We start from the raw sequence: 25,779 nt of genomic DNA on the forward strand, positions 1-25,779 counted from the left end.
TTTTAATGCTAGCAACTTGGCTTAAGCACAGTGCTCTTACTGTTTACAAGCTGCATCAGGCTCGTCAATCGTTTCAACCTCAGAGGGCGTATCAACCCCATATACTGTATCAAGATAGGCGTCTTTCTCTTTCCAAGTGTTGTTCAACCAACTGTGAAAACGACGTTTAAATGCCTTATCTTCAAAGTAGTTACCATTCACGTTCTCATCCATTGGATGTAGTTTAATACGTACGACTACCTTAGTCATTTTGCCTTTCAGCATGTCTTCAAACGGAGATACTTGGTTTTCAGGGTAAGCCAAAGTGACGTCCACAATACCATCTAAGATTGGACCCATTGCCGATAAAGCAAACGCCACACCGCCGGTTTTTGGCTTCAATAGATGACGATAAGGGGTTTTCGCTGTCGCCAGTTTCTCGCGATTGACACGCGTGCCTTCCACAAAGTTGACCAAGGTGGTTGGTGCTAGCTTGAACTTTGTACACGCTTTGTTGATTGCATCGAAATCATCATTACGACGTTTTGGGTTACGCAACAAAAATTCACGAGAGTGACGTCTCATGAAAGGCATATCTAAGCCCCAGCATGCCAAACCAACAAAAGGGACATACAGAAGTTCGTGCTTAAGGAAGAACTTAGTCATCGGCATCTTGTCTTTTAGGATTGAAGACAAAATCACAATATCCGCCCAGCTCAGATGATTCGACATCATCAAGTACCACTGTTTGGTCGAGATATCTTCCCCACCTTCCACTTGCCACTCGATGTCGTTATTCACATTCAACATCCAAAGGTTGAGCGAAGCCCAGCACCAGAATGTGAAGTTAGCTAAGCGAGTATATGACTTTTGCACAACAGAGATTGGCAGAATCAGTTTGATGAGGCCAAAGAAGCTCACGGTAAACGCAGTCATTGCGGTATTAATGGTCACGAACAACACGTTCAAGCCCATACGAAGATTATCAAGCATAAAACACGGCTATATTGAGATCGAAAGCCGCCATTATACTCATCTGCAAAATATTCTCTTTAGTAATTAGTTGAATATCATAGGGGTCAAACCACTGGGCTAATTTGGCCTATCTCAAACGGCCTACTCATCGATCTTGCCCCAAATATAGCATCAATAAACATCGACAGAGTCATTTCAACTCAATTCTAGACAGGTCTAAATGACACCACTTAGGGTTTTAATCATCAAAGGTCTAGTATTGATAAGCATTCTCACTATTGGCATGGTACATGCAACTCTAAAATATAAATAGTTGAGTATCCTTAATGAGATAACTTCTCTACGTAAAGGTGATGATATGACAGATATTCCTCATGGTTTGGTAACCGGCAAAGTCTTAAACAAGACGGAATGGACAGATCAACTGTTCTCACTTCAAGTCAGTGCTCCTGTCTCTCCCTATCAAGCGGGTCAGTTCACGAAACTTGGCTTACTTAACAGTGAGGGGGAGTTCGTAAGACGCGCCTATTCGATGGTGAATGCGCCAGAGCACGAACAAGGTCATCAACATCTGGAGTTTTTGATTATTAAGGATCAGAACGGTCAGCTTTCACCTCAACTTCATGAGCTGAAAGCTGATGATGACATCTTTGTCGGTAAAGACCCAAGTGGCTTTATGACATTAGATGAGATCCCGGAGATCGCCGACGATCTATGGATGCTTTCAACCGGCACCGCGGTTGGGCCGTTTATCTCAATGCTTGAAAGCATGCAGATACAGCACAGGAATGGATTGGCTTTTGAAAAAGCCGCCTCATTCAAAAGTCTTGTACTGGTGCATGCCGTAAGAACAGAACAGGACCTGACTTATCGAGATCGTATCGATCAACTCGTTAAACACTTTCAAGGGAAACTTAAATATGTGCCAATTATTTCTAGAGAATCAGTCACCGGAACTTTGCGCGGACGAATCCCAAGCTTGTTGCTTGGAGGCGACCTTGAGCAAGCCGCGTCTGTCGCTTTCAATCAAACCCGCAGTTTCTTCTACCTGTGTGGCAATCCGCAAATGGTTCGTGACACAAGTGAAGCGCTAACCAGCTTAGGTTTCGAAAAACACTTACGCAGAAAGCCCGGTCAATTCAGCAGTGAGAACTACTGGTAAATAACGCCGTCACCCATTTAATAGCAACACAGAAACACAACTTTCAAAGAACAGTTAGAGAAGAGGTTTTATATGAGTCATTTACGTATTCCTTCACATTGGAAAATTCAACGTTCAACGCCATTCTTTACTAAAGACAACGTGCCTGCCGCGTTAATAAGCCATCACAACACGGCTGAGGGTGTGTTCGGTCAATTATGTGTTATGGAAGGTACGGTTACCTACCACGGTTTTGCAGACGCAGAAGCAACAGAACCAGAAGTCACCGTTGTCATCAATGCTGGACAATTTGCGACAAGTCCTCCGCAATATTGGCACCGTATCGAACTGAGTGACGATGCTCAATTTAATATCAACTTCTGGTCAGAAAAAGAGACCAAGCAGATGTTCAACACCCGAAAGTAAGATCCATTTAAGATTGATGAACTTGTAAGCAAGCTTCTTCGTAATGTGATTTTAAATGTTCAATAAATGAAGATGCAAAAATAGAATAACCATAGTAATTACAATGACTAATGGTGATAGACAAGACAAAAGAACTCTAGCACACTGAACAGAGTTGTTAGCTCTAACCCCGTATCAAATAGACATAATTGGGGTATTCATTTTTTAGGTAAGAGAGGAAGCCATGCTCAACATTGCTTTTTTTAGCTCAAAATCATACGACGAAAAATCATTTGAACTTGCGAAAGGCGAACTCAACGCTGAGTTTCATTTTCACGATTTTCGACTCACTACAACAACAGCAAAAATGGCGCACGATAACGAAGTTGTGTGTGCGTTTGTTAACGACGACCTATCGCGAGGCGTGCTAGAAATTTTAGCGCAAGGTGGTACCAAGTTGATCGCAATGCGCTGTGCGGGCTTTGATAAAGTCGACCTGGACGCAGCCAAAGAGTTTGGGTTACAAGTAGTACGAGTTCCTGCTTATTCACCAGAGTCGGTAGCAGAGCATACGGTCGGCATGATGATGTGTTTGAACCGTAAGCTTCACAAAGCATACCAACGCACGCGTGATGCAAACTTCTCTCTTGAAGGCTTGGTTGGCTTTAACTTTCACGGCAAAACCGTCGGTGTGATTGGTTCCGGTAAGATTGGCCTAGCGACCATGCGTATTCTGAAAGGTTTAGGTATGAACATTCTGTGTTACGACCCATATCCGAACCCTTTAGCGGTTGAACTGGGCGCTAAATATGTAGAGTTAGATCAGCTTTACCAAGAGTCTGACGTGATTTCTCTACACTGCCCTATGAGCAAAGAGAACTACCATTTATTGGATGCGAATGCATTTGAGAAGATGAAAGACGGGGTGATGATCGTCAACACCAGCCGTGGTGAGCTTCTTGATTCAACAGCAGCGATTGAAGCACTCAAACAAAGCAAGATTGGTGCACTTGGTCTTGACGTTTACGACAACGAGAAAGAGTTATTCTTCCAAGATAAATCTAACGATGTGATTGTTGATGACGTGTTCCGTCGCCTATCCGCTTGTCACAACGTATTATTCACAGGTCATCAAGCCTTCTTGACTAAAGATGCGTTGTTCAACATCGCGAATACTACGCTCACCAGTGTTGATGCCTTCTTCAAAGGCAACACCAGCGGCAATGAGCTCGTTTAATAACAAATTGAGTTAGTAGCAGATTGAGTTAAAAACAAACTAGGTCTACAGATACAAAGCCACGCTATTTTGATGTGAACAGCGTGGCTTTTTCGTTTATCCGATATTTCAAACAATTCCTATACGCAGAAATGACAATCTTCTGTGTCTAAACCATACACGCCTTTCCGAATAGCAAGATGCTCTTCACCGGCTTTTACACCCATCTCATAACCTGCATCAAGTGTCGATTGATCCATAGTCAAACGCTTCACCGCGAAGGCTTCTGGCGGCGCTATCACCTTAATGGTAGCATCTTTGGGCGGATTACGAATGAACTCCAGAGACTGGTTGTAGTTTTCAGCACGCACCGCCATCGACTCAGCAATATTTGGGAATTTCTTTAGCAGTTTTTTCAGCATCCATTGGTGCTTTTGAGGCTTCATTCGATAGCTTAAAGGATGAGAAAGGATTACCGTAATGTCTCGCGCACCACGGCGGTATGCTTCGCGAACCGGAATCGAATCCGCTACACCACCATCGGTATAGCAGCCACCCGAGAAGCACGGTGTTTCACGATAAGCAATAGGTAATGCGGTGGTCGCTTCAACCACGTTAGAAAGATTTTCTGGCTTGATATGATAGTAATCCGCACTGCCCGTATCGACGTTTGTGACAGCAGCGATAAGTGGGATACTTGAAAAAAGCTCTCCACAATCTAGCGGATAACGTTGATTGGATTCGTTCCATAACCATTTAACATCCACTAAGTTACCCCCCTTAGCAAAGCGGGCAGGATTAAAAAACGTCTTATCCGTCGCCATCGTAGTGATCACATCATAACTGCGTTTTGGTGCATGAGATAAGTAGCCAACCAAATTCGACACACCAGCAGATACGCCAATGGCAAAATCATAAGGACGGAAATCGTCTTGCATAAAGGCGTCCAAAACTCCGGCAGCAAAGATGCCTCTCATTGCTCCACCTTCAACGATTAATGCGCTATTACTCATCTCAAACTCTTCTACTTTATAAACTGATAGTCGTAGGATAATCCCATCACTCTGACAAAGATAATGGGATAGATTTATCAATTCGATAGGTAAAAACTATCAATACGAATAGGCTATTTTTCAAAGAGTTAGGGTTAGCGAATAAATGGCGAGATCAAAAAAGGCCATCGAGTAATGCACTCAATGGCCTTTCAATTATCTAATCAAGATGATGGATTACGACTTAAATTCGCTCACATCGATTTCAAGCAGTTTACCAATACCTTCACCGTATGCAGGATCGGCTTTGTAACAGTGTCTTAGGTGACGCAGTTGAATCTCTTTTGGTACGCCGCCTAGGTTACGAGCAGTGTTATCAAACAGAATTGCTTGTTTTTCAGGAGTCATCAGACGGAACAAGTCACCCGGTTGTGAGAAGTAATCTTCATCTTCGCGGTGATCCCAGTGTGCTGCGGCACCATCTAGGTTCAATGCTGGTTCAGCGAAGTCTGGCTGTTCCGCCCATTGGCCTTCATTGTTTGGCTCATAGCCAAGTGTGCTACCAAAGTTGCCATCGACACGCATTGCACCATCACGGTGGTAACTGTGTACTGGGCAACGAGGTGCGTTCACAGGAATGTGCTGGTGGTTAACACCTAAACGGTAGCGCTGAGCATCACCGTAAGCAAACAGACGACCTTGTAGCATCTTGTCTGGTGAGAAGCTGATACCCGGAACCACGTTCGCCGGGTTAAATGCCGACTGCTCTACTTCAGCGAAGAAGTTTTGCGGGTTACGGTTTAGCTCAAACTCACCCACTTCAATCAACGGATAATCGGCATGAGGCCAGATCTTAGTCAAATCGAACGGGTTGTATGGAACCTTCGCAGCATCTGCTTCTGGCATGATTTGAACTTTTAACGTCCATTTCGGGAAGTCTTGGTTATCAATGCTGTCTAGCAAGTCACGTTGGTGGCTTTCGCGATCGTCACCGATTACTTGTGCCGCTTCTGCATCAGAAAGGTTCTTAATGCCTTGCTGAGATTTGAAGTGGAACTTAACCCAGAAACGTTCGTTGTCAGCATTGATGAAACTGAACGTGTGGCTACCAAACCCGTGCATGTGGCGGTAAGTGGCAGGGATACCACGGTCACTCATCACGATGGTAATTTGGTGTAGAGCTTCCGGTAGAGAGGTCCAGAAGTCCCAGTTGTTTTTCGCACTACGCATGTTAGTACGAGGGTCACGTTTCACCGCGTGGTTTAAGTCTGGGAACTTAAGAGGATCACGAAGGAAGAATACTGGCGTGTTGTTACCCACCATATCCCAGTTGCCTTCTTCAGTATAAAACTTCAATGCAAAGCCACGGATATCACGCTCAGCATCGGCAGCTCCGCGCTCACCTGCAACCGTTGTAAAACGTGCAAATAAGTCGGTTTTTTTACCCACTTCTGAGAACAGTTTTGCCTTGGTGTACTTTGTGATGTCGTGTGTAACGGTAAATGTGCCGTAAGCACCTGAGCCTTTCGCGTGCATACGACGCTCTGGGATCACTTCACGATCAAAATGGGCCAATTTTTCCAAGAACCAAACATCTTGAAGAAGTTGAGGACCACGTTTGCCCGCAGTTTGAACATTCTGGTTATGAGCAACAGGACAACCCGCAGCTGTAGTTAGTTTTTTACTCATCATCAATTCCTTATTACCTTTTAGGTGCAGCATCTTTGTTGCACCGCCACTTCTGTATGGCAGTTATTCATCACACAAAACCACGCAGTAATTAAGGATATAGAATAAGCTTGAATCAAAGTAAAATATAATCGTTTGTATTTATCGTTGTCATGGGTAAAACCTATCAATTTAATGATCTAAATCATAATCATAATCATTCAATATTGATAGGAATATTTACAACTTAACAATCAACAGGTTACATGGCGTTACAAGTTGACCTCATGATTCATCAAACTCGCTATTTTTGAAAAATTTCGTGACCTAACCGTAAAGTCGCTGCAATATTTCTTGCCGTTCTAATCAAGTTGATATCAGCCTCTTGTAGTACTTTATCTAAGGTTTGAGATGATCTCACAGTACCAAACAAGCTACTCATTTCACCATAAAGCGCTTCTACTTCGGTGCCTAAAGATCCTGCAATACCGATGGTGGGAATACCTTGTAAACTTGCTCGCTTGGCAATGCCATAAGGTGTTTTGCCTTGTAAGGTTTGATTATCCATCTGGCCTTCACCGGTAATCACAAGGTCAGCACCTTTCAGCACGTCATCAGCTTGTAAAACATCAAGCACCATCTCGATACCCGGTTTGATCTGCATATTAAACAGCAAACCAAGCCCCATTGGAGCGCCACCAGCCGCGCCATAACCCGTACGATTTTGAACGGGAACATCGCCACTGACACAACCTTGTGTTTCCGCGACTTGAGCAAAGTTCGCAAGTGCTTTATCAAGCATCACGACTTGTTCAGGTGTCGCCCCTTTTTGTGGGCCAAAGATATGGCTAGCACCTTTATCACCACACAAGGGATTATCAACATCGCACGCCACAATAAGATCAATATCAGCGCAGCGTGAATCCAGACCTGAAAGGTCAATAGAGGCTAAATCCTTTAATGCAGCGCCACCTCGGCCAAGCTCTTGTCCATTGCTATCGAGCAAACATCCACCCAACGCTTGAACAATACCCGCACCACCATCGTTGGTCGCACTGCCACCCAATCCAAGAATAATCGTTTGAACGCCCTGCTTTATCGCTTCCAAAATCAATTGCCCGGTACCGAATGAAGAAGCCACCAAAGGGTTACGCTGCTCTGGCGCTAACAAATCCAAACCTGATGCCGCAGCAATTTCGACAAGTGCGGTTTTGTTAGGGTTGCTATCGGATGACTCAAGCATCGCCCATTCTGCCCTGACTAACGTACCCAATGGTCCTTCAACCTGACTTGTCCGCTTTTGCCCTGCTAAGCCTTGCAGCAAAACATCGACTGTACCTTCACCGCCATCGGCCAAAGGCAAGGCTACGTATTCAGCGTCTGGGAAGATTTCACGAAAGCCCTTTTCAATACACGCCGCCACCGAAACCGCCGATAAAGATTCTTTAAACGAATCTGGTGCAATAATAATTTTCATAAAAGTAAGCTCCAATGCTTGACGAATATCGACCAAGAAACAATTCCTAAACAAAAAACACTATATAGAAGACGGTTCAACAGTGCGTCTTCCCCTGTCTGAGTTTGACCATTCCCTCAGATTTCAACGCCACTATTTTACATTCAGTAAAGTTACGGTTTGCTCGAAACCCATAATTTGACAAGTTTAATCCGATGAAACTATCGAATTTCATTCGATTTAGTTCTAGAAACCAGATCATGGACACGCTTTTTGTTCCGTATTATGGAATCAAATAATCTTTTTGTTTCATTTTTTAACTCGTTAACAGTTATTAGAGAAAAACTTAATAAGAAAATAAAGCGCCACTTTGCTCACAGTATTAATTTGGAATCTCAACAATAATTAATTCCGCATTATGGAATTTACTTTATCGGAGAACAGAGATGCCTTTAGTATCCACTGAAAAGCTACAACAAGAATATGAACGAATCCTACTAGCTCGAGACATGAAACCAGAGATGGCAGCCAAGCTTGCCGCAGGTTTTGTTGAAATGGCGAATGAGGGTACTTATTCACACGGCATCAACCGTTTCCCAGTGTTCATTGACCAAGTAGACAAAGGTCAAATCAAGCTTAACGCAGAGCCTGAATGTGTGAACAGCATGGGTGCACTTGAGCAATGGGATTGTAATTTTGGCCCCGGCGTACTGAACGGCCTTATCTGTGCTGAACGTGCAATGGAGCTGGCTCGTGACTACGGTATCGGCATGGTGGGTATGCGTAACTCGAACCACTGGATGCGTGGCGGAGCATACGTTCTGAAAATGGCTCGTGAAGGCTTTGCTGGTATCGCATCAACAAACTCTATCGCAGTAATGCCAGCTTGGGGTGGTAAAGATCACCGCGTAGGTTCTAACCCTCTGATCATGGCGATCGCAGGCGATCCACCGGTCGTGGTTGACTGCTCAATGACACAATTCTCATACGGTCAACTGCAAAACTTCGTACTAGCAGACAAAGATCTTCCTGTTGTTGGTGGCTTTGACAACGAAGGCAACCTGACCAAAGACCCACACGTGCTTTGGGAAAATAAACGTCTACTACCAATGGGTTTCTGGAAAGGATCTTCAATGGCAATCGTGCTAGACATGATGCTAACCGCTATCACTGGTGGTAACTCAGTTCCAGCCCTAACCGAAGACATGGGCGGCGAATTCGGCGTTTCACAATTCCTTATCGCGATTGACCTGAGCAAAACAATGGGTGAAGGCCAATACGCACAAGAGATGAAGCGTATCCGCGACTATGTACTGGCATCTGAGCCAGCAGAAACAGGTTCAGTAATGATTGCAGGTTCTGAGATTCAGAACTTCATCGACAAGCACAACGCTGCTGGCGGTATTGAAATCAACGATGGAATCTGGGACCAAATTACGTCTCTGTAATTCGCCTGAGGTGGGGAAAGCTTTATGCAAAGTGTATTTAAGAGTATTTGGAAAAGTATCGACGTCATCATGGCCGTTATTCTGACTTGTATGATTGTACTGGTCTTCACAAACGTTGTGCTGCGTTACGGCTTTTCCTCTGGTCTTCGTCCCTCTGTAGAACTATCTCGCCTTGGTCTTGTATGGATTGTGATGCTCGGTGCAGCCGTTGTGCTGCGCCGAGGCGAACACCTCGCTGTTGCGGAATTTTCTGAAAGACTTTTCCCCAAAGCAGTGCCCGTACTAAGACGAATGTGTTGGGTGGTAGTACTGGTTTCAGTAGGCATGCTTTACATCGGTTCATACCGTCAAATGATGTCCAACTGGTCAGATATTTCTCAACTTACAGGGCTTCCTTCAGCATTATTTTATTTAGCTGGCGTGGTGTCAGGCGCGTTAATGGGAGTGATTGCGTTTGTTCGTATCTTCAACCCTGACTGGCAACTAGATAGCTTAGAAGAGGAGAAAGAATAATGACGTTAGCCATTTTCTTATCGGTATTGATTGTCTCAATCTTGCTTGGTCTTCCTGTCGCATTTGCACTGCTATTGTCTTCAATGGCACTGATGCTACACATGGACTTCTTTAGTGCAGACATTCTTGCGCAGTCTTTAATTAATGGTGTCGACAGCTTTACGCTACTCGCAATTCCATTCTTCCTAATTGCTGGTGAAGTAATGGCGTCGGGTGGCTTGTCGCAACGTATTGTTCGACTCGCTACTACGTATGTTGGTCACCGCCAAGGTGGCTTAGGTTACGTAGCCATCATGACTTCGGTTCTACTTGCCGGCCTTTCAGGCTCAGCGGTAGCAGATGCAGCAGCATTGGTAAGTATTCTTTACCCAATGATGAAAGCAGCAAAGTACCCAGAAGCACCATCTATGGGTCTACTAGCTTCAGGCGGCATCATCGCCCCGGTCATCCCACCTTCAATTCCACTGATTCTAGTCGGTGTTGCAGGCGGTATTTCAATCAAAAACCTATTCCTAGGCGGTATTGTCCCTGGCCTATTGATGGGTATGACATTGATGTTTGTATGGCGTTGGACGGTTCGTAAAGAAAACTTAGAAACTTCTGAGCGCGCAACAAAAGCAGAAAAACGAGCGGCACTCAAAGAGGGTATCTGGGCTCTGTTCCTGCCAGTCATCATCATTGTGGGTATCCGTTTCGGTATCTTTACCCCAACAGAAGCTGCGGTAGTGGCGGCAGCGTACGCAATCTTTATCTCAACGTTTGTTTATAAAGAACTGACGCTTAAAGGCTTTTATCACATTGTACTGAACGCAGGTCGCTCTACGGCAATGGTTATGTTCTTGGTTGGCTGTGCCATGGTGGCAGCTTGGCTGATTACTGTTGCTCAATTACCACAACAGCTTGCTGAAATGTTAGGTCCATTGGTCGATAGCCCTCGACTACTGATGGCCGTGATTATGCTGCTTGTTCTATGTGTTGGCATGGTGATGGATTTAAGCCCGACCATTCTAATTCTGGTTCCGTTATTGATGCCCGTTATCAAAATGGCGGGAATCGACCCAACTTACTTCGGCTTGTTGTTCGTTATCAACTGTTCAATTGGTCTGATTACGCCTCCAGTAGGCACCGTACTGAACGTAGTGTGTGGTGTAGCTCGAGTGCCAATGTCAACGGCTGTGAAAGGTGTATTGCCATTCATCGCTGCATACATGGCTCTACTAACACTGTTTGTCATCTTCCCTAGCATTATCACTGTGCCAATGTCGTTTGTCATTGGTTAATCCTCGACGGAGAAAATAATAATGAAAACCCTACTAAAAATGACTCTACTTGCTTCAACCATCGCGATGAGCGCTAACACGTTTGCGGCAACCACTCTAAAGCTTGCACACGCTGCACCAGAGTCTGATCTGCAACAAGACCTATCTCTTTTCTTTAAGAAAGAAGTAGAAGCTCGCTCAAATGGCGAAATCAAAGTCAACGTATACCCTCAAGGTCAGCTAGGCAGTGATAAGCAGATGATCGATGGTTCTCGTGCTGGCATCGTTGATTTAACTATGGTTGGTTTGAACAACTACAACGGACTGATGCCTGAATCAGCAGCCTTTACTCTGCCATTCATGTTCCCAGACCGCCAAACGGCATACAAAGTACTAGACGGTGAACCGGGCAAAGAAGTGCTTGCTAAGTTTGAGAAATTTGGTCTAAAAGGTCTTGGTTTCCCAGAGAACGGTTACCGCAACATGACCAACAACGAAAAACCTATTCGTGTTCCTTCTGATGTTGAAGGTCTGCAAATGCGTGTAAACGGCTCTAAAGCGCTGAACGATATGTTCAACGAGCTAGGTGCAAACCCACAACAACTACCAGTATCTGAACTATACACGGCACTTGAAACAGGCGTTGTTGATTCACAGGACCACCCGATTCCAGTAACGCTGTCGTTCAAGTTTGACGAAGTACAAAAGTACCTAAGCTTGACACAACACGCTTACTCACCATTGGTTCTGACGATGAACCTACGCAAGTTCAACAAACTAAGTGCTGAAGAACAAAAAATCATCGAAGAAGTATCGGCTGAAGCAGTCGCAATGCAACGTAAGCTAAGCGTTGAGAAAGAAGAGCAAATGATTTCTCAACTTGAAGCAAACGGTATGCAAGTTAACCGCGACGTTGATGGTAAAGCCTTCCAAGAAGCGATTCAACCAGTATGGAACGCATACATTGAGAAAAACGGTGATGTGATGATCAACAAGATCAAGGTTGCAGCTAAGTAAACCTAAAGCACATCAACCGATGAAGGCTGTCCAGCCAATCCACTGAGGCAGCCTTAATTTCCATCCTTCTGACTTCTACTTATTGAACATTGGCAAATCACTATGTACCAAGAATTAAAAGAACGCGTTCTCGCAGCTAACTTACAACTTCCTAAATACGGCCTTGTGACATTCACTTGGGGTAACGTCTCTGAAATCGACCGCGAGCGTGGTGTCATTGCGATTAAACCTTCTGGTGTTGAATACGATGTAATGACGGCAGACGATATTGTGGTTGTCGACCTTGAAGGCAATCGTATTGAAGGGACAATGAACCCATCTAGCGATACCGCAACTCACATTGAACTCTACAAAGCGTTTCCATCCATTGGCGGCATTGTTCATACCCACTCTCGCAACGCGACGATTTGGGCACAAGCAGGCCGAGACATTCCTGCGCTGGGTACCACACATGCCGACTATTTCTACGGCGATGTACCTTGCACCCGACTTCTCACCAAAGCAGAAATTGAATCGGATTACGAGAAAAACACCGGTCTTGTGATCATCGAAGAGTTCAACCAGCGCGATATTGATCCGCAAGCCATGCCCGGTGCCATCATCGCCGGCCATGCACCATTTACTTGGGGGCAAGATGGCTCAGACGCTGTTCATAACGCTGTTGTGATGGAAGAGATTGCCGCGATGGCAACCGCAACTCGCTCAATCAGCCCAGAGGTCGCGATTCAACCTGAACTGCTTGATAAGCACTACAACCGTAAACACGGCAAGAACTCGTACTACGGACAGAAGTAAGGCCTCGCACATGCATAAGTCATTACTGCACAAGTCTTGTAAACATGAGCTTCTAGCTCTCGATCTCGATGGAACCGTGCTCAACTCTCAGCACACCATCAGCCAAGAGTTAATCGACACTATCAAGAGCATCGCAAAAGACACACATGTGGTGATAGTGACAGGCCGTCACCATGTTGCAGCTAAACCTTACTACGAACAGTTGGGTTTATCGACGCCGATCATTTGCTGTAACGGTACTTATATATTTGATTACCAAAACAATACCGTTCTAGAAGAAAACGCCATCGACAAACAGATTGCTGCTGAATTTATCACGCTCTCTCAAGCGCATGATCTCAAGATGGTGATGTATGTGCGTGACGCCATGCTCTACTCAAAAAGTCGTCCTATCGAATACATGGAAGCGCTCCTTGAATGGTCAGAGACATTTCCACCAGCAAAACGTCCGAACATACAGAAAGTAGACAACTTCCATCATGAAGCCGCTACGTCTGAGTACGTTTGGAAGTTTGTCGTCGAGGGAGAAGTCAACCAATTCGCCAAACTTCCATTTGTCCAAGACCACTTTAATGGCGAGCGCTCTTGGATTGATCGTGTCGATTTCGCAGCGAAAGGAAACAGCAAAGGCAATGCGCTTACTCGTTACATCGAGCCGCTAGGCATCCGCCTTGAAGAGTGTGTTGCTGTCGGTGATAACCACAATGACATCTCAATGCTGCTAGCCGCAGGTCTCGGTATAGCCATGCACAATGCCGATGACACCGTGAAAAACACCGCAGACCTTGTCACAGACAAAAATAACGATGACAAGACTGGGCTCGCAGAGCTTTTAAGCCGCTTATTTAAATAGAGAATTTTATGCTAGTCGGAAATACTCAACCCTCTAAATTTACCCGAAGCTACCCTATCGCTGTTCAAAATATACTTGAGCATATCAATAGCCTAGATACTGATGCTTTAGCTATCGGGCGCCACACCCTGCCTGGTTTTGATGCAAACCAAGCTTGGTTCGTTGTACTGGAATATAAAAAAGAGCCACTCGCATGCTTTAAGCCAGAAGTACACAAGCACTACTCAGATCTGCAAATTGTACTTAAAGGTTCAGAGATCATGGCTTGGTCTAAAGACACAGGCGACCACAAGCTCGCAGAACCTTACAACGAACAGAGAGATCTGCAGTTTTATGAGTTCGAAGGTATTGAACTGAACTTTATTCATGCCAAACCACAGCAGTTCTATCTCTTCACACCCGATACCGTTCATATCACCAATATTGAAAATGACGACAGCTCGCTTGTCAGAAAGTTGGTGGTAAAAATTCACAATGACTTACTGGATGCCAAATAATGAATTACTACATCGGAATTGATTCTGGCGGTACCTTTATGAAAGCCGCTCTGTTCAATGCCAAAGGCGAACAGCAAGGCTTAGCACGCGTTTCAGCGAGCGTCATTAATGAAAAACAAGGCTGGGTAGAACGAGACCTAGACGCACTTTGGGGCAACGCTGTAGCGGTAATTAAACAACTGCTTGAATCCACACACGTTGAACCAACAGTCATCAAAGGCTTAAGTATTTCTGCGCAAGGTAAAGGCGTTTACCTGCTGGACAAGCAGGGGAACAATCTGGGCCATGGCATCATGTCGTCAGACTCTCGCTCGCTACCTATTGTCAAAGAGTGGTTAGAGCAAGGCAAGGCACAAGAGATTTACCCAACTACATTGCAAACCCTATGGACAGGTCACCCAGTATCGATCATTCGTTGGGTCAAAGAGAACGACCGTCAGCGCTACGACCAAATCGGTGCTGTCATGATGTCGCACGATTACCTACGTTATCGTTTAACAGGTGAAGTTGCCGCTGAACTGACCAACATTTCAGAAAGCAATTTCTTCAACTCCATTACGGGTGAATACGACAAAGCACTGCTGAAAACCTTTGGCATTGAAGAGATCTGGGATGCGCTGCCACCGGTAGTAAAACCTCAGCAGCAAGCGGGCAAAATTACAGCCGCTATCGCTAAAGAAACAGGACTTGCGCTAGGCACTCCAGTCTTTGGTGGTCTATTTGATGTGGTTTCAACGGCCATTTGCTCTGGTATCAACTCATCAGAAGATACCTTGAATTACGTAATGGGCACTTGGGCGGTAACCTCAGGTATTTCCAAACAAGTGACTCAAGAAGCGCACAACTTTGTCTATGGCCACTACGCTATCGATGGGGAATACATCATTCATGAAGCAAGTCCTACATCAGCAGGCAACTATGAATGGTTTGCCGACTACCTTGGTGAAGATGGCAAGCTCAACCATGCTCAGAATCAAGCCTTAGTCGATGCATTAGACCCGGCATCTAGTTCAGTCTACTTCGTACCATTCCTTTATGGTTCAAACCAAGGCTTAGGGCTTAAATCCGGATTCTACGGATTACAGTCTCACCACACTAAAGGCCAGCTAATTCAGGCGATTTGGGAAGGCATTCTGTTCTGCCACAACCTTCACCTTGAACGTATGCGTCAGCGTTTCCCGAAAGCTGATGTATTGAAAGTGACCGGTGGCCCTGCATCTAGTTCTGTTTGGATGCAAATGCTGGCAGACCTTACCGGAATGACGGTTGAAGTCTCCGACGTAGATGAAACAGGGTCACTTGGCGCAGCCATGATGGCTATGGTTGGCTCTGGTGAGTTTGCTTCTCTCGCGGAGTGTACGCGAAACGTTACCCACTCAGCCTCACGCATTGAGCCTAACCCAGCAAACTACGAAAAATATCAGAAAAAATACAAGCAATACCAACGACTGGTTCAGTTGTTTAAACAATTTGAGGATGGAATAGATGCCTAAACCTTTACTACAAATGGCACTAGATGCAACCGACATCAACACCGCTTTAGCTTCCATTGAACATGTTGCAGATAAGTTAGATGTTATTGAAATTGGTACGATTTTAGCCTTTGCTCACGGCGTAGACAGCGTAAGACTCCTACGAGAAAAGTACCCAAACCACACTATCGTATGTGATATGAAAATCACTGATGCGAGCGCAATTCTAACCCGCTTAGCAATGGAAGCCGGTGCAAACTGGGTAACTGTCAGCGCTGCTGCTCACATCGAAACCATCCGCTCAGCGAAGAAAGTCACCGATGAGTTTAACGGCGAAGTACAAATTGAGCTGTACGGCCACTGGACAATGGATGACGCACAAGCTTGGGTCGACATGGGCATTAAACAAGCAATTTATCACCGTTCACGTGATGCTGAACTAGCTGGTGTGAGCTGGACCGAAGAAGATTTGATAAAAATGCAGAAATTATCGGATATAGGAATTGAACTATCCATTACTGGTGGTATTGTGCCAGACGATCTGCATTTGTTTAAGAATCTGTCTGCAAAGTCATTTATTGCTGGCCGCGCTTTAGCCGGAAGCAATGGACGTGATATCGCAGAAAATTTCCATACTGAAATAGGTAAACACTGGTAGCACATTTATGAGTGAGCAAATTAAATCGTTGTCTAAAGCACTAACTGTTCTGGAATTCCTTGGGAATTATCCTAATGGCATTTCACTACAGAAAGTGTCTGAAGGGACAGGCTTCAATAAGTCTTCTGTCCACCGTATTTTGGCAACGTTTGAAGCCTCTGGTTATGTTGCTCAAATGTGCTCAGGCAAAGAATATCGCTTAACAATGAAGTTGGTTCAGCTCGGACACGCAGCCATCAACTCTGATGTCACAGGTACTGTTAAGCCTTACCTGTCTGAGCTGCTCGACGATGTGAATGAGACGGTGAACTTTCTCTCTTTTGACGCTGACAACATCATCTTCAAAGATAAGTTTGAGCCAGTAAATTCGGCATTTCGCACTCGCACATACGTCGGTTTGCACTCTCCTATGTACTGCTCTGCCGCTGGTAAATGCTACCTCGCGTTTAGCTCAGACACTGTGCGCGAAACCTACTGGCAGCGTAATGTCAGCACCATGAAGCCATTAACTGAGAATACGATTCTCGATAAATCTCAGTTTTTCGATGTTCTCGACAAGATCAAAGCGCGCGGTTATGCGCTTGATGATGAAGAGAACGAAGCGGGCATTTCTTGTGTTGCTGTCCCTATTTTCGACAAAAACAAATCCCCTGTATACGCGGTAAGTGTCTCTTCACTAACGCCAAAAATGAAAGCGTTAGGCTATGGAGAAATTGCCAACAAAATCCAAGACATCACGGCGCGTATAGAACAACAACTCTTTTAAGGAAAAAGAATGTTTGATTCTAAAAACAAATTCAGATTAGGTATTTACGAGAAAGCAATGCCGACTTCTCTCACTTGGGAAGAACGTTTTATTTATGCTAAAGACGCAGGTTTCGACTTTGTTGAAATCTCTGTCGATGAAACCGACGAGCGTCGTGCACGTCTCGATTGGTCAGACGAAGAAATTTACGAGCTTCGCCGCTTATGTGAAAAGCATCAAATGCCTTTCCAATCTATGTGTTTAAGCGCTCACCGTAAATTTCCATTCGGTTCTATGGATGAGGCAACTCGTACAGAATCTTTCATCATCATGGAGAAAGCGATTTCTCTTGCATACAAATTGGGTATCCGCTGCATTCAAATGGCGGGTTACGATGTGTATTACGAGCCACAATCTGCTGAAACCCATGCACGCTTTATCGATGGCATGAAGCAAGCGACAAAAATGGCAGAGCGCGCAGGTATTATGCTAGGCGTAGAGATCATGGATACGCCTTACCTCAACTCTCTGAGTAAGTTTGAAGTACTGAAACGTGAGATCCCATCTCCTTACTTCATGGCTTACCCAGATGTCGGCAATATTTCTGGTTGGAATTACGATGTATGTACTGAACTGAAGCTTAGCCGTGACCACTTAGTACAGGTTCATCTAAAAGACACGTTGCGCGTTTCTGAAACTTGCAAAGGTCAGTTCCGAGATCTTGTGATTGGTGAAGGCCAAGTCGACTTCCCTGCGATTTTCAAAACATTAGCTGACATTGATTACAGCGCACCATTAGTGATTGAAATGTGGGCACAAAATGACGACTGGTTGGAAGACATCAAGCAAGCAAAAGCAACCTTGAAATCTATCGCTAATCAATCTGGCTTTGACCTGTAAGGAAACGACCATGACAATTTTTCGCACCGCTTTTTTCGAAGCTGATTTAACTGAAGAACAAAAACAAGACTTCTACCAATATATGGAAAATGAAGTCGCACCGATCATTCGAACTTTTCCGAACAATCAGGGTTTAACACTTAATAAACCTGAAGCGATTGAAGCAGAAAGCCACAAAAACCTGCTACTTATGATGCAGCATAGCTACGAAAGTGAGTCTGCAATGGCGCAAGCACTCGACTCTGACGCTCGCATCAAAAGCATGCACGCAACTAAAGTGATCATTGAAAAATACAATATTCATGTTCATCACATTAATTTCGTGCGCGACTAACGGCCCAGTAGGCCATATACCGTAAAGTTCCAATCGAAAAGCAGGAGATCATCTTCTGCTTTTTTATCGCTATTTATAAGGAATCACTATGAGAGTATTCCCGTTAAAAGATGCCCCACTGGTCTTACTGTCTCTGATATTTTTTATCTGGGGACTAATCACCGTCTCAAGCAACTCACTCATTCCCTACTACAAAGAAGCTTTTGGTCTCGACTATAAAATGGCGATGTTGTTTCCAATGGCATTTTTTATCACTCGAGTGACTGTCTCTCTTCCAACGTCATTCGTAATGGCAAAAATCGGCTATAAACGTACTTTAAAGTACTGTTTGCTCTGGTGTGTATTAGGTTGTTTGGTGATGGCCTATCTAGTCCGCTCACAGGATTTAGTACTCACCTTGCTTGGCATCTTATTAATGGCGTCGGGGCTTTCTGCGATACAAGTCGTCAGCTCGCCTTATGTGTCTCTGCTTTCGACACCCGACAAAAGCGTGATTAGGCAAAGCATCGCAACAGCTTCTAACTCGATCGGTACAGTGCTGGGGCCTTTGGTCTTGAGTGCGGTGGTGGTCATAGCGACGAGTTATCAAATTGACAGTACTGCCGAACAAGTCTCCATTCTCTTTCTACTGATCGCACTCTTTTTCCTTGGTTTACTCGTATTTTTTCAGCGCATTGATGTCCCTGACATTAAGCCTAAACAGCTGACAGGCTTCTGGCGTGGGTTACTTACGTTATTGAAAAATCGTCCTTTCTTAAAATTGGCTCTGGTTCTTTTGCTCTACATTGGTGTTGAAGTGAGTTTTGGTACTTTCACTATCACCTATTTAGCGGACGACAAGTACGGTGGTTTAGGGCTCATCTCAGCCACTCAGGTCATTGCTGCGTATTGGGTCTTTATGTTTATTGGCCGTCTGTTGTTTGCCAAATTTGGCCACCGCCTGAACTCACACACGCTCTTTTTATGTTCATGCTTGGTTGCTATTGCTATCAGTATCGTCGCATTACTTTTTGATCACCTTTGGAGTGGCTATTTAATGCTGATGGTCGGCCTTTGCAACTCGACACTTTACCCAATCATTTATGCGCAAGCGCTTCAAGCTGCAGGTAAACAGAGCTCACAAGGTGCTGCGGTTCTGATCATGTGTTCTATTGGTGGAATTGTATTGCCTTTTGTACAAGCGAGCTTAATTGACGCATTTACGCTGAGTATGAGCTATGTTGCGCCAGCTTTGGCTTATATCGGCATGGTCGTGTTGTATTGGTCGGTGGTGAAGCACCAAGATAAATCAATCGCTTAAATAGCGTTTAAATATAACGAAGAGATAAAGATCAGCATGACTGCTGAAGAAAGTACAAGGGAAGCAAAGAGAGGTTGAATTGAGCTTGAACTAAGTTGTATCAGTAGGTGATATTGCATCACCCCTGATCACACTTAGCTAGTGTTTATCTGTTGAGATTAAACCCAAGCAGAAGCAACAAGTAGGATGATTGCACCCATAATTGCCGTAGACTTTGCAAAGAAAAGAACTTCATTCATTACAGAAGGTTTTACTAATGTTTTGCTGCTTTCGTTTGTGATTACTGTAGCATTCATTGTTCGTTCTCGTTGTTGTGTGATCTATGGCTAATTTTCCTCCTAAATGTGATTGAAGTCAACAATTTCTGTAGTTTTATTACATAACAGTAATTCGTTAGTTTGGTAACGCTAAAGATAAGCTAACCACACCTTAAGCCTCTTCTAGACAATATTCACTCTAGGTTGAGAGATACAAAAAAGGCTTGGAGCCCCCTTTGAACCAAGAGGAAACCAAGCCTGTGACTTGTCGAGCCTTTGTTGGCGCTACTTAGACAATTCCGCTCGCATCGCGTCAATTGCCCGCTGATAATCTTCACTATCAAAAATCGCCGACCCCGCAACAAACATGTCGGCACCGGCATCAGCAATCTCTTTTATGTTATTTACTTTCACCCCACCATCGACTTCTAAACGAATTGCACGCCCAGATTGGTTAATACGTCGTCTGATTTCACGCAGTTTATCTAGCGTCGCTGGAATAAACGATTGACCACCAAAGCCAGGATTAACTGACATCACTAAGATAAGATCCACTTTATCCATGATGTAATCCAAATGGCTTAATGGTGTTGCTGGGTTCAGCACTACGCCCGCCTGGCAACCACATTCTTTGATTAGCTGCAGCGTACGATCAACGTGTTCGGACGCCTCAACATGAAAAGTAATCATACTTGCCCCTGCCTTTGCAAAATCAGGGATCATTGAATCAACGGGTTTTGCCATTAAGTGGACATCAATAGGAGCAGTAATACCGTAATCACGCAGAGCCTTTAACACCGGAGCACCAAAGGTTAAGTTAGGTACATAATGATTATCCATTACGTCGAAGTGAATCACATCAGCACCTGCTGCAATAACATTTTCAACATCTTCGCCTAAACGAGCAAGATCAGCAGACAGAATGGAAGGCGCGATAAGGTAATCTTTCATGGGGTTCCTTGAAATCAGTATTGTATATTTGAGTTATTCGTTGTTGGCAGGTATGAACGTGGTGACGACACCCTCTTCCACCATAAAACAATCCATTCCGGCGCTACTCGCCGCTTGCTGCCCTATGAGTGTGTCTTCAAAAACAACACAATCACTTGGTAATACATCAAGTTGCTGCGCGACTTTTAAAAACGTATCAGGGTGAGGCTTGTGATTATCCACATCATCAGAGGTCACAAGCGCTGTGATCATTGAAGGAATGTCGGTGGTATCTAGAATAGCTTTGGCATGCTTAGCTTGTGCACCAGTGCCAATACCAACTTTTTTGAGCTGATAATAACGCTCTAGTATGGCGTAGGTTTCGGGTAATACGTCGCCCTTGTGCTCAATGGCTTCGAAGTTTGCTATTTTGTCTTTGGTGACCACTTGTGGGTCAAGAGATAGGTCGTATCGCTTCATGATCTCAAGCGTGGCTTTGCGTGATGGCATGCCACCCAGTTGATCCAACCATTCTTTGTCGTAAGGGATGTTGAACTTACTGCAGGTCAATTCCCAAGCATGAGCGTGGGCTACCATGGAGTTAACCAAGGTACCATCTAAGTCAAAGATAATTCCTTTATATTTGTCTAAATTCGGCATGAATTTTTCAATCCTTTTACCTCTTATATTAATAAGAACAGTGCATCGAAACTATCAATTCTTGTTGTGAATATGATCTCAGCCACCAATACGGTAAATAGTTTTTGCAGTAGTAAACAATGAGTGTTTTTACTCTTGAAATCCTATTTTGATCGGATCGACATCCGTTTTTGAGGAATACGTATAGAGTTGAATAAAATGAAAGTGATATAGTCCACCAAAATTCAAATTTGGAAAAATATCATGCATTCGACCGACGCAATTAAACTAGTGAAACTAGGCGTAAACATTGAGATATCAAAAGACTCTTCTCTACACCCAACTGACGCACTTGAAATAGTAAAGATTGCAAGTGAAATTGGTACTCAAGTTACCGTGAAGAAGAAGTACCACACAGATGTTCTAATGGAGATGGCTAAAGTAGGACGTGACCACATCACTATCGCTATTTAACCAACATCGATCTAGTTTCTACCATCAGATAAAGTAGAACGTGCAACATATTGGGGGCAATATGCTGCACGTTTTTTTGTCAGAAAGGAGCATGATTATTCTGACATTAGCGATGTTTGATTCGCTATTCGGTTAAGCCAACTGAGTTGCTATTTTGTTCTTGCTGCAATGCTTCAATCTAGACGATTCGCTTTCAAACTATTCATTTCCAAGCGACTAGCTTCCAAGCAATTCATTTCCAAACAGGGGCATGACACCTGTTTGACGGCAAACTTCGTTTAAGCGAACCTGAGCTTTCAAGATATTCTCTTTCCAGTGCTCATCTTGAGCCCACATTTCGATCACCAGCGGCACCACACATTCAGTTTCTTTCAATGTTTTGAAAATCGCATTGAAATCGACTTCTCCCTCACCTATCACTAAATCACGGAACTGCCCTTTATATTCAGGAGTGACACGATACGTATCTTTAAGGTGGATTTGGGTAATGCGTGGCTTACTCAGCTTAAGCTCTGTCACGATGTCATAATTCCAACCTGAGATGTTGCCTACATCTGGATACGCGGTGAAATAAGGCGAATCAATCTCACGGCTCAACACTTCAAACTTGCTTAGCGAGTTCAGGTAATCCGTGTCCATAATTTCAACCGCTAACATCACTCCAGCGCGCTCTGCCAGTTGTGCCGAGAGCTTCATACCTTCGATAAAACGCAGGTGTGTCGCTTTGTCTGCAGGTTCGTAGTACACGTCATAGCCTGCGAGTTGAATGGTGCGAATACCCAACTTGTACGCCAACGTAATGGCCTTCTCCATATGGATAACGGCTTGCTCTCGCACTTTCGGATCAGCAGAGCCAAATGGGAACTTGCGGTGCGCGCTTAAACACATCGACTGCAGCGGCACTTGATGCTCTTCACACAAACGGCGTAGGCCATAGACTTCTTCATCGCTCCAGTCTAAACGGCTGCGTCTTTCATCGGACTCATCGACTGAGATCTCAAGGAAGTCAAAACCTAACTCTTTCGTGGTTTTAAGCTTATCTTCCCAACTTAGGTCGTTCGGTAACGCTTTTTCATAAAGCCCGACACGATGGCGCGTTAAGTTTTGATACATAACGCCTCCTAGTTCCAGTAGCGGTTGATTTGTTCTTTCAGTGCTTCAGCGGTTTCTTGACCTTTTTCACCTGCTAGTGCGCGACCGGCAATGAAGGTTTTCGCTTTAATACCCTCAAATAGGTACAAATCTTCTGGCACGATACCGCCTGTGATAGAAAGCTCGATACCCAGTTCAGACAGTGCACGCATCTTCACTAAGTCCGCTTCTGTCCAGCCCACGCCTGCCAACTCAGCATCACGAGAACGGTGGTAGATCGCTTGTGTAATACCTAGGTCAACCCATGCTTGAGCGTCGTCCATAGTCCAGTTACCGTAGATCTCGATTTGAATTTCACCCTTAAATTCATCGGCAACCTTCTTACATGCGTCAATAGTTGCAATGTGCGCCGCCGCTGAAACCGTAATCCAGTCAGCACCCGCTTCAAATGCCATACGAGCCAGAATCGCGCCGCCATCTGTGGTTTTCATATCACACACTAAGATGTGATCAGGGTGGTTTTTGCGCAGTGTCGATACCGCAGTCATCCCTTCTGCGAACGCTAGAATTGTGCCTACTTCAATCACGTCTACATAGCTTTCAACGTTGTTTGCCACTTCAATTGCAGCAGGTAGGTTTGTTTGGTCTAGGGCGATTTGAATCATTGGTTTAGTCATGGTTTTATCCTTTAATTTGTTCACGTATTAGATGGGCAAGGCCATCTTGATTGTTATCTGTTTTGCATACGGCTTGAGCGTTCGATTTGACGGTGTCGTCAGCATTAAACATCGCTACGCCTAAGCCTGCGTATTGAAGCATTGATATGTCGTTGTGATTGTCGCCAATGGCAATCACTTGAGAGGGCTGAAAACCCAGTTCACTTACGTATTCAGCAAGGCGAAGGCCTTTACTATTACCCTTCGCGGCAAAGTCGATTCGGTTAGACCACGAGCGTTCACCGTTAAAATGATCTTTGATCCAAGGCGTTTGCATTAAGCGATCAACCGACTCTTGCTCCCCTTCCACCACAAACTTCCACACAAACTCGGTGCTCTTCGCCGTTTCAGAGAATGAGTCCACTCGATAGATGTTTGGCTTGTGGTGCTCAGGCGCTTGCTCAGCCCACTCTTCCAACGCCAACATGTAGGCGAATGGGTTGTAGTTGGAGTAAGTCATCGCATCGGTGATGTACATCACCATCTTCAGCTTGTGTTCCTGCGCCAGCTCGATAAACGTTTGAGCGGTCTCATGCTCAATGGCGTTCTGAGTTAAAACAGTCTCGCTTTGGTAGTCATACACGTACGTTCCGTTGCAGCAAATAATCGGAGTATCTAGCCCTAACTCATAGTAATAAGGCCTTGCTGCGGTGTGATGCCTGCCAGTCACGATCATCACGTGGCAATGCTGCTTCGCCTCTTGGATCGCTTTCTTCACTTCAGGATGGATAGTGTGATCATCGGTCAACACGGTTCCATCAAGGTCTAACGCCAATACTTGATACATCGCCTCTCCTCACATCACGCTTATTACTGCCCGTAGTAAGCATTTTCACCATGCTTACGTAGGTAATGTTTATCTGAAAGCTCAGGTTGAATCTTGATGCCACTGTTTAACGAGCGCGTTGCCAATGCCATTGCCGACACTTCTTCTAAAACCACCGAGTTATGTACGGCGTCTTTGGCATCTTTGCCCCAAGAGAACGGCGCATGCCCCGCAACAATCACACTCGGTACTGCCATCGGGTCGATACAACGTTGAACAAACTCTTCGATGATCACTAGGCCAGTGTTTTTCTCATACTGCTCCGCAATTTCACTGTTCGAGAGCTTGCGAGTACACGGAATATCTCCGTAAAAGTAGTCAGCATGCGTAGTACCCAGGGCTGGAATATCAATGCCCGCTTGTGCCCAAATGGTTGCACTACGAGAGTGGGTATGAACAATGCCGCCGATTTCTGGGAATGCTTTGTAGAGCTCCAGGTGAGTAGCCGTATCACTTGAAGGATTCAGCTTGCCTTCAATGATGTTGCCCTCTAAGTCTACGACCACCATGTCTTCAGCCGTCATGTCACTGTATTCGACACCCGATGGTTTAATCGCTATCACGCCATTAGTACGGTCAAACTCGGAAACATTGCCCCAGGTAAATGTCACTAAACCGTACTTAGGAAGCTGCAAGTTCGCCTCTAAAACACGTTGTTTCAATTGGCTATATTTAGACATATCGACTCCTTAAGCCGCTTCTGCTTGTGCAAGTGCCGTATCGATCAGGTTCGCCACATCTTGTGGTGTTTTACATGCACGTAGTTTTGAGAAATCTTCATCAAACTCGATCAGGTTCGCGACCTGCATCGTGCCTTCGATGTGCTCTTCTGAATCTTTACCAGCCAGGGTGATTAGCACATCTACAGGCTCGTCTACGTCATCAAATAGGATTGGCGTTTCTAATACCGTTAATGCGAAGCCTGTTTTGATCACGCCATCTTCTGGGCGGCAATGTGGTAGTGCAAATGCATCGTGAATGCAGATGTATGGGCCTTCAACAGAGATAGCTTTGATGATGGCATCGTAGTAACGCTCTTCAGCGACACCTGCTTTGACTAATGCATCGGTACCAATCTTGATAGCCGACTGCCAGTCTGTTGCTTTAGCGTTTAGTTGGATTGAGTTGTTTTTAATCAGAGATTCTTTCAAGTTCATTGGTTTGCTCACTTAATAATTTGTTATTAGAATTTTTTTGGTTGCCCGGTCGCCGCTTTGACGCC

General features: G+C 44.7%; 29 protein-coding genes. 17 read left to right on the plus strand and 12 right to left on the minus strand.

Annotated features, from left to right (window positions below):
* Positions 1-36: 36 nt before the first annotated feature.
* Complete coding sequence (locus BCT34_RS13865; protein ID WP_076654214.1) at positions 37-972, minus strand: acyltransferase; 936 nt, start codon at positions 970-972, stop codon at positions 37-39.
* Between the two features lie 340 nt (positions 973-1,312).
* On the opposite strand from BCT34_RS13865, the gene BCT34_RS13870 reads away from it, so the two are divergent.
* From BCT34_RS13870 to BCT34_RS13880, 3 genes are all read left to right on the plus strand, one after another.
* Positions 1,313-2,116 (plus strand): ferredoxin--NADP reductase, encoded by an 804-nt coding sequence (locus tag BCT34_RS13870; protein ID WP_076654216.1) that lies wholly within the window; start codon positions 1,313-1,315, stop codon positions 2,114-2,116.
* A gap of 72 nt (positions 2,117-2,188) precedes the next feature.
* Positions 2,189-2,521: a DUF1971 domain-containing protein gene (locus BCT34_RS13875; protein WP_076654217.1), complete on the plus strand. Its 333-nt coding sequence runs from the start codon at positions 2,189-2,191 to the stop codon at positions 2,519-2,521.
* A 223-nt stretch (positions 2,522-2,744) separates the two neighbouring features.
* Positions 2,745-3,737 carry a 2-hydroxyacid dehydrogenase gene (locus BCT34_RS13880; RefSeq protein ID WP_076654219.1) on the plus strand — a complete coding sequence of 331 codons (993 nt, stop codon included), beginning with the start codon at positions 2,745-2,747 and terminating at the stop codon, positions 3,735-3,737.
* Between the two features lie 119 nt (positions 3,738-3,856).
* Here the strand turns inward: BCT34_RS13880 and BCT34_RS13885 are convergent, their stop codons facing one another.
* From BCT34_RS13885 to BCT34_RS13895, 3 genes are all read right to left on the minus strand, one after another.
* Positions 3,857-4,729 carry a patatin family protein gene (locus tag BCT34_RS13885; protein ID WP_076654220.1) on the minus strand — a complete coding sequence of 291 codons (873 nt, stop codon included), beginning with the start codon at positions 4,727-4,729 and terminating at the stop codon, positions 3,857-3,859.
* 216 nt (positions 4,730-4,945) lie between these two features.
* Positions 4,946-6,397, minus strand: coding sequence for a catalase (locus BCT34_RS13890; protein WP_076654222.1), 1,452 nt, complete (start codon positions 6,395-6,397; stop codon positions 4,946-4,948).
* A 283-nt stretch (positions 6,398-6,680) separates the two neighbouring features.
* Entirely contained in the window at positions 6,681-7,853 is a 1,173-nt protein-coding gene (locus tag BCT34_RS13895) for a glycerate kinase (protein ID WP_076654293.1), read from the minus strand.
* A gap of 425 nt (positions 7,854-8,278) precedes the next feature.
* On the opposite strand from BCT34_RS13895, the gene yiaK reads away from it, so the two are divergent.
* The 13 genes from yiaK to BCT34_RS13960 all read left to right on the plus strand — a co-directional run bounded on the left by yiaK (position 8,279) and on the right by BCT34_RS13960 (position 19,623).
* Complete coding sequence (gene yiaK / locus BCT34_RS13900) at positions 8,279-9,280, plus strand: 3-dehydro-L-gulonate 2-dehydrogenase (protein ID WP_076654224.1); 1,002 nt, start codon at positions 8,279-8,281, stop codon at positions 9,278-9,280.
* A 24-nt stretch (positions 9,281-9,304) separates the two neighbouring features.
* A complete protein-coding gene (locus tag BCT34_RS13905; protein WP_076654226.1) occupies positions 9,305-9,793 on the plus strand; it encodes a TRAP transporter small permease in 489 nt (162 codons plus the stop codon).
* Positions 9,793-11,073 carry a TRAP transporter large permease subunit gene (locus tag BCT34_RS13910; protein WP_076654227.1) on the plus strand — a complete coding sequence of 427 codons (1,281 nt, stop codon included), beginning with the start codon at positions 9,793-9,795 and terminating at the stop codon, positions 11,071-11,073. The genes BCT34_RS13905 and BCT34_RS13910 overlap by 1 nt, the downstream gene beginning before the upstream one ends.
* 21 nt (positions 11,074-11,094) lie before the next feature.
* On the plus strand, positions 11,095-12,069 hold the full coding sequence (locus BCT34_RS13915) for a DctP family TRAP transporter solute-binding subunit (RefSeq protein ID WP_076654229.1): 975 nt from the start codon (positions 11,095-11,097) through the stop codon (positions 12,067-12,069).
* A 102-nt stretch (positions 12,070-12,171) separates the two neighbouring features.
* Positions 12,172-12,864 carry an L-ribulose-5-phosphate 4-epimerase gene (locus BCT34_RS13920; RefSeq protein ID WP_076654231.1) on the plus strand — a complete coding sequence of 231 codons (693 nt, stop codon included), beginning with the start codon at positions 12,172-12,174 and terminating at the stop codon, positions 12,862-12,864.
* A gap of 10 nt (positions 12,865-12,874) precedes the next feature.
* The gene (locus BCT34_RS13925) at positions 12,875-13,717 is read left to right on the plus strand and encodes a Cof-type HAD-IIB family hydrolase (RefSeq protein WP_076654233.1); all 843 of its coding nucleotides are present in this window, start codon (positions 12,875-12,877) and stop codon (positions 13,715-13,717) included.
* An 8-nt stretch (positions 13,718-13,725) separates the two neighbouring features.
* On the plus strand, positions 13,726-14,214 hold the full coding sequence (locus tag BCT34_RS13930; protein ID WP_076654235.1) for a YhcH/YjgK/YiaL family protein: 489 nt from the start codon (positions 13,726-13,728) through the stop codon (positions 14,212-14,214).
* Positions 14,214-15,707 carry an FGGY-family carbohydrate kinase gene (locus BCT34_RS13935; RefSeq protein WP_076654237.1) on the plus strand — a complete coding sequence of 498 codons (1,494 nt, stop codon included), beginning with the start codon at positions 14,214-14,216 and terminating at the stop codon, positions 15,705-15,707. The genes BCT34_RS13930 and BCT34_RS13935 overlap by 1 nt, the downstream gene beginning before the upstream one ends.
* Complete coding sequence (locus tag BCT34_RS13940; protein ID WP_076654239.1) at positions 15,700-16,344, plus strand: 3-keto-L-gulonate-6-phosphate decarboxylase UlaD; 645 nt, start codon at positions 15,700-15,702, stop codon at positions 16,342-16,344. The genes BCT34_RS13935 and BCT34_RS13940 overlap by 8 nt, the downstream gene beginning before the upstream one ends.
* A gap of 7 nt (positions 16,345-16,351) precedes the next feature.
* Entirely contained in the window at positions 16,352-17,110 is a 759-nt protein-coding gene (locus BCT34_RS13945; RefSeq protein ID WP_076654240.1) for an IclR family transcriptional regulator, read from the plus strand.
* 9 nt (positions 17,111-17,119) lie between these two features.
* Complete coding sequence (locus BCT34_RS13950; protein ID WP_076654241.1) at positions 17,120-17,989, plus strand: L-ribulose-5-phosphate 3-epimerase; 870 nt, start codon at positions 17,120-17,122, stop codon at positions 17,987-17,989.
* A gap of 10 nt (positions 17,990-17,999) precedes the next feature.
* On the plus strand, positions 18,000-18,323 hold the full coding sequence (locus BCT34_RS13955; RefSeq protein ID WP_076654242.1) for a hypothetical protein: 324 nt from the start codon (positions 18,000-18,002) through the stop codon (positions 18,321-18,323).
* An 88-nt stretch (positions 18,324-18,411) separates the two neighbouring features.
* Entirely contained in the window at positions 18,412-19,623 is a 1,212-nt protein-coding gene (locus tag BCT34_RS13960) for an MFS transporter (protein WP_076654244.1), read from the plus strand.
* A 158-nt stretch (positions 19,624-19,781) separates the two neighbouring features.
* Here the strand turns inward: BCT34_RS13960 and BCT34_RS24440 are convergent, their stop codons facing one another.
* The 3 genes from BCT34_RS24440 to BCT34_RS13970 all read right to left on the minus strand — a co-directional run bounded on the left by BCT34_RS24440 (position 19,782) and on the right by BCT34_RS13970 (position 21,470).
* The gene (locus BCT34_RS24440) at positions 19,782-19,919 is read right to left on the minus strand and encodes a hypothetical protein (protein WP_162884311.1); all 138 of its coding nucleotides are present in this window, start codon (positions 19,917-19,919) and stop codon (positions 19,782-19,784) included.
* Between the two features lie 246 nt (positions 19,920-20,165).
* Positions 20,166-20,831 (minus strand): ribulose-phosphate 3-epimerase, encoded by a 666-nt coding sequence (gene rpe / locus BCT34_RS13965; RefSeq protein ID WP_102300658.1) that lies wholly within the window; start codon positions 20,829-20,831, stop codon positions 20,166-20,168.
* A gap of 33 nt (positions 20,832-20,864) precedes the next feature.
* Positions 20,865-21,470 (minus strand): beta-phosphoglucomutase family hydrolase, encoded by a 606-nt coding sequence (locus BCT34_RS13970; protein WP_076654248.1) that lies wholly within the window; start codon positions 21,468-21,470, stop codon positions 20,865-20,867.
* A 243-nt stretch (positions 21,471-21,713) separates the two neighbouring features.
* Here BCT34_RS13970 and BCT34_RS13975 point away from each other — a divergent pair, with 243 nt between their 5' ends.
* Entirely contained in the window at positions 21,714-21,923 is a 210-nt protein-coding gene (locus tag BCT34_RS13975) for a hypothetical protein (protein ID WP_076654250.1), read from the plus strand.
* Between the two features lie 216 nt (positions 21,924-22,139).
* Here the strand turns inward: BCT34_RS13975 and BCT34_RS13980 are convergent, their stop codons facing one another.
* From BCT34_RS13980 to BCT34_RS14000, 5 genes are read right to left on the minus strand one after another with little or no spacing between them, the layout of a single operon-like run.
* Positions 22,140-23,036, minus strand: a complete 897-nt coding sequence (locus BCT34_RS13980) for an L-ribulose-5-phosphate 3-epimerase (protein ID WP_076654251.1) — start codon at positions 23,034-23,036, stop codon at positions 22,140-22,142.
* A gap of 8 nt (positions 23,037-23,044) precedes the next feature.
* Positions 23,045-23,692, minus strand: a complete 648-nt coding sequence (locus tag BCT34_RS13985) for a 3-keto-L-gulonate-6-phosphate decarboxylase UlaD (RefSeq protein WP_076654253.1) — start codon at positions 23,690-23,692, stop codon at positions 23,045-23,047.
* A 4-nt stretch (positions 23,693-23,696) separates the two neighbouring features.
* Positions 23,697-24,518: a pyridoxal phosphatase gene (locus BCT34_RS13990; RefSeq protein WP_076654254.1), complete on the minus strand. Its 822-nt coding sequence runs from the start codon at positions 24,516-24,518 to the stop codon at positions 23,697-23,699.
* Between the two features lie 23 nt (positions 24,519-24,541).
* On the minus strand, positions 24,542-25,237 hold the full coding sequence (locus BCT34_RS13995; RefSeq protein ID WP_076654255.1) for an L-ribulose-5-phosphate 4-epimerase: 696 nt from the start codon (positions 25,235-25,237) through the stop codon (positions 24,542-24,544).
* A 9-nt stretch (positions 25,238-25,246) separates the two neighbouring features.
* A complete protein-coding gene (locus BCT34_RS14000) occupies positions 25,247-25,714 on the minus strand; it encodes a PTS sugar transporter subunit IIA (protein ID WP_076654256.1) in 468 nt (155 codons plus the stop codon).
* Between the last annotated feature and the right edge of the window lie 65 nt (positions 25,715-25,779).

The organism is Vibrio sp. 10N.261.45.E2, from assembly GCF_002875705.1.
Taxonomy (GTDB): domain Bacteria; phylum Pseudomonadota; class Gammaproteobacteria; order Enterobacterales; family Vibrionaceae; genus Vibrio.

Bases quoted from the DNA above. Each gene is read 5' to 3' on its own strand.
- BCT34_RS13865 (WP_076654214.1), bottom strand. From the start codon at position 972: ATGCTTGATAATCTTCGTATGGGCTTGAACGTGTTGTTCGTGACCATT.
- BCT34_RS13870 (WP_076654216.1), top strand. From the start codon at position 1,313: ATGACAGATATTCCTCATGGTTTGGTAACCGGCAAAGTCTTAAACAAG.
- BCT34_RS13875 (WP_076654217.1), top strand. From the start codon at position 2,189: ATGAGTCATTTACGTATTCCTTCACATTGGAAAATTCAACGTTCAACG.
- BCT34_RS13880 (WP_076654219.1), top strand. From the start codon at position 2,745: ATGCTCAACATTGCTTTTTTTAGCTCAAAATCATACGACGAAAAATCA.
- BCT34_RS13885 (WP_076654220.1), bottom strand. From the start codon at position 4,729: ATGAGTAATAGCGCATTAATCGTTGAAGGTGGAGCAATGAGAGGCATC.
- BCT34_RS13890 (WP_076654222.1), bottom strand. From the start codon at position 6,397: ATGAGTAAAAAACTAACTACAGCTGCGGGTTGTCCTGTTGCTCATAAC.
- BCT34_RS13895 (WP_076654293.1), bottom strand. From the start codon at position 7,853: ATGAAAATTATTATTGCACCAGATTCGTTTAAAGAATCTTTATCGGCG.
- yiaK (WP_076654224.1), top strand. From the start codon at position 8,279: ATGCCTTTAGTATCCACTGAAAAGCTACAACAAGAATATGAACGAATC.
- BCT34_RS13905 (WP_076654226.1), top strand. From the start codon at position 9,305: ATGCAAAGTGTATTTAAGAGTATTTGGAAAAGTATCGACGTCATCATG.
- BCT34_RS13910 (WP_076654227.1), top strand. From the start codon at position 9,793: ATGACGTTAGCCATTTTCTTATCGGTATTGATTGTCTCAATCTTGCTT.
- BCT34_RS13915 (WP_076654229.1), top strand. From the start codon at position 11,095: ATGAAAACCCTACTAAAAATGACTCTACTTGCTTCAACCATCGCGATG.
- BCT34_RS13920 (WP_076654231.1), top strand. From the start codon at position 12,172: ATGTACCAAGAATTAAAAGAACGCGTTCTCGCAGCTAACTTACAACTT.
- BCT34_RS13925 (WP_076654233.1), top strand. From the start codon at position 12,875: ATGCATAAGTCATTACTGCACAAGTCTTGTAAACATGAGCTTCTAGCT.
- BCT34_RS13930 (WP_076654235.1), top strand. From the start codon at position 13,726: ATGCTAGTCGGAAATACTCAACCCTCTAAATTTACCCGAAGCTACCCT.
- BCT34_RS13935 (WP_076654237.1), top strand. From the start codon at position 14,214: ATGAATTACTACATCGGAATTGATTCTGGCGGTACCTTTATGAAAGCC.
- BCT34_RS13940 (WP_076654239.1), top strand. From the start codon at position 15,700: ATGCCTAAACCTTTACTACAAATGGCACTAGATGCAACCGACATCAAC.
- BCT34_RS13945 (WP_076654240.1), top strand. From the start codon at position 16,352: ATGAGTGAGCAAATTAAATCGTTGTCTAAAGCACTAACTGTTCTGGAA.
- BCT34_RS13950 (WP_076654241.1), top strand. From the start codon at position 17,120: ATGTTTGATTCTAAAAACAAATTCAGATTAGGTATTTACGAGAAAGCA.
- BCT34_RS13955 (WP_076654242.1), top strand. From the start codon at position 18,000: ATGACAATTTTTCGCACCGCTTTTTTCGAAGCTGATTTAACTGAAGAA.
- BCT34_RS13960 (WP_076654244.1), top strand. From the start codon at position 18,412: ATGAGAGTATTCCCGTTAAAAGATGCCCCACTGGTCTTACTGTCTCTG.
- BCT34_RS24440 (WP_162884311.1), bottom strand. From the start codon at position 19,919: ATGAATGCTACAGTAATCACAAACGAAAGCAGCAAAACATTAGTAAAA.
- rpe (WP_102300658.1), bottom strand. From the start codon at position 20,831: ATGAAAGATTACCTTATCGCGCCTTCCATTCTGTCTGCTGATCTTGCT.
- BCT34_RS13970 (WP_076654248.1), bottom strand. From the start codon at position 21,470: ATGCCGAATTTAGACAAATATAAAGGAATTATCTTTGACTTAGATGGT.
- BCT34_RS13975 (WP_076654250.1), top strand. From the start codon at position 21,714: ATGCATTCGACCGACGCAATTAAACTAGTGAAACTAGGCGTAAACATT.
- BCT34_RS13980 (WP_076654251.1), bottom strand. From the start codon at position 23,036: ATGTATCAAAACTTAACGCGCCATCGTGTCGGGCTTTATGAAAAAGCG.
- BCT34_RS13985 (WP_076654253.1), bottom strand. From the start codon at position 23,692: ATGACTAAACCAATGATTCAAATCGCCCTAGACCAAACAAACCTACCT.
- BCT34_RS13990 (WP_076654254.1), bottom strand. From the start codon at position 24,518: ATGTATCAAGTATTGGCGTTAGACCTTGATGGAACCGTGTTGACCGAT.
- BCT34_RS13995 (WP_076654255.1), bottom strand. From the start codon at position 25,237: ATGTCTAAATATAGCCAATTGAAACAACGTGTTTTAGAGGCGAACTTG.
- BCT34_RS14000 (WP_076654256.1), bottom strand. From the start codon at position 25,714: ATGAACTTGAAAGAATCTCTGATTAAAAACAACTCAATCCAACTAAAC.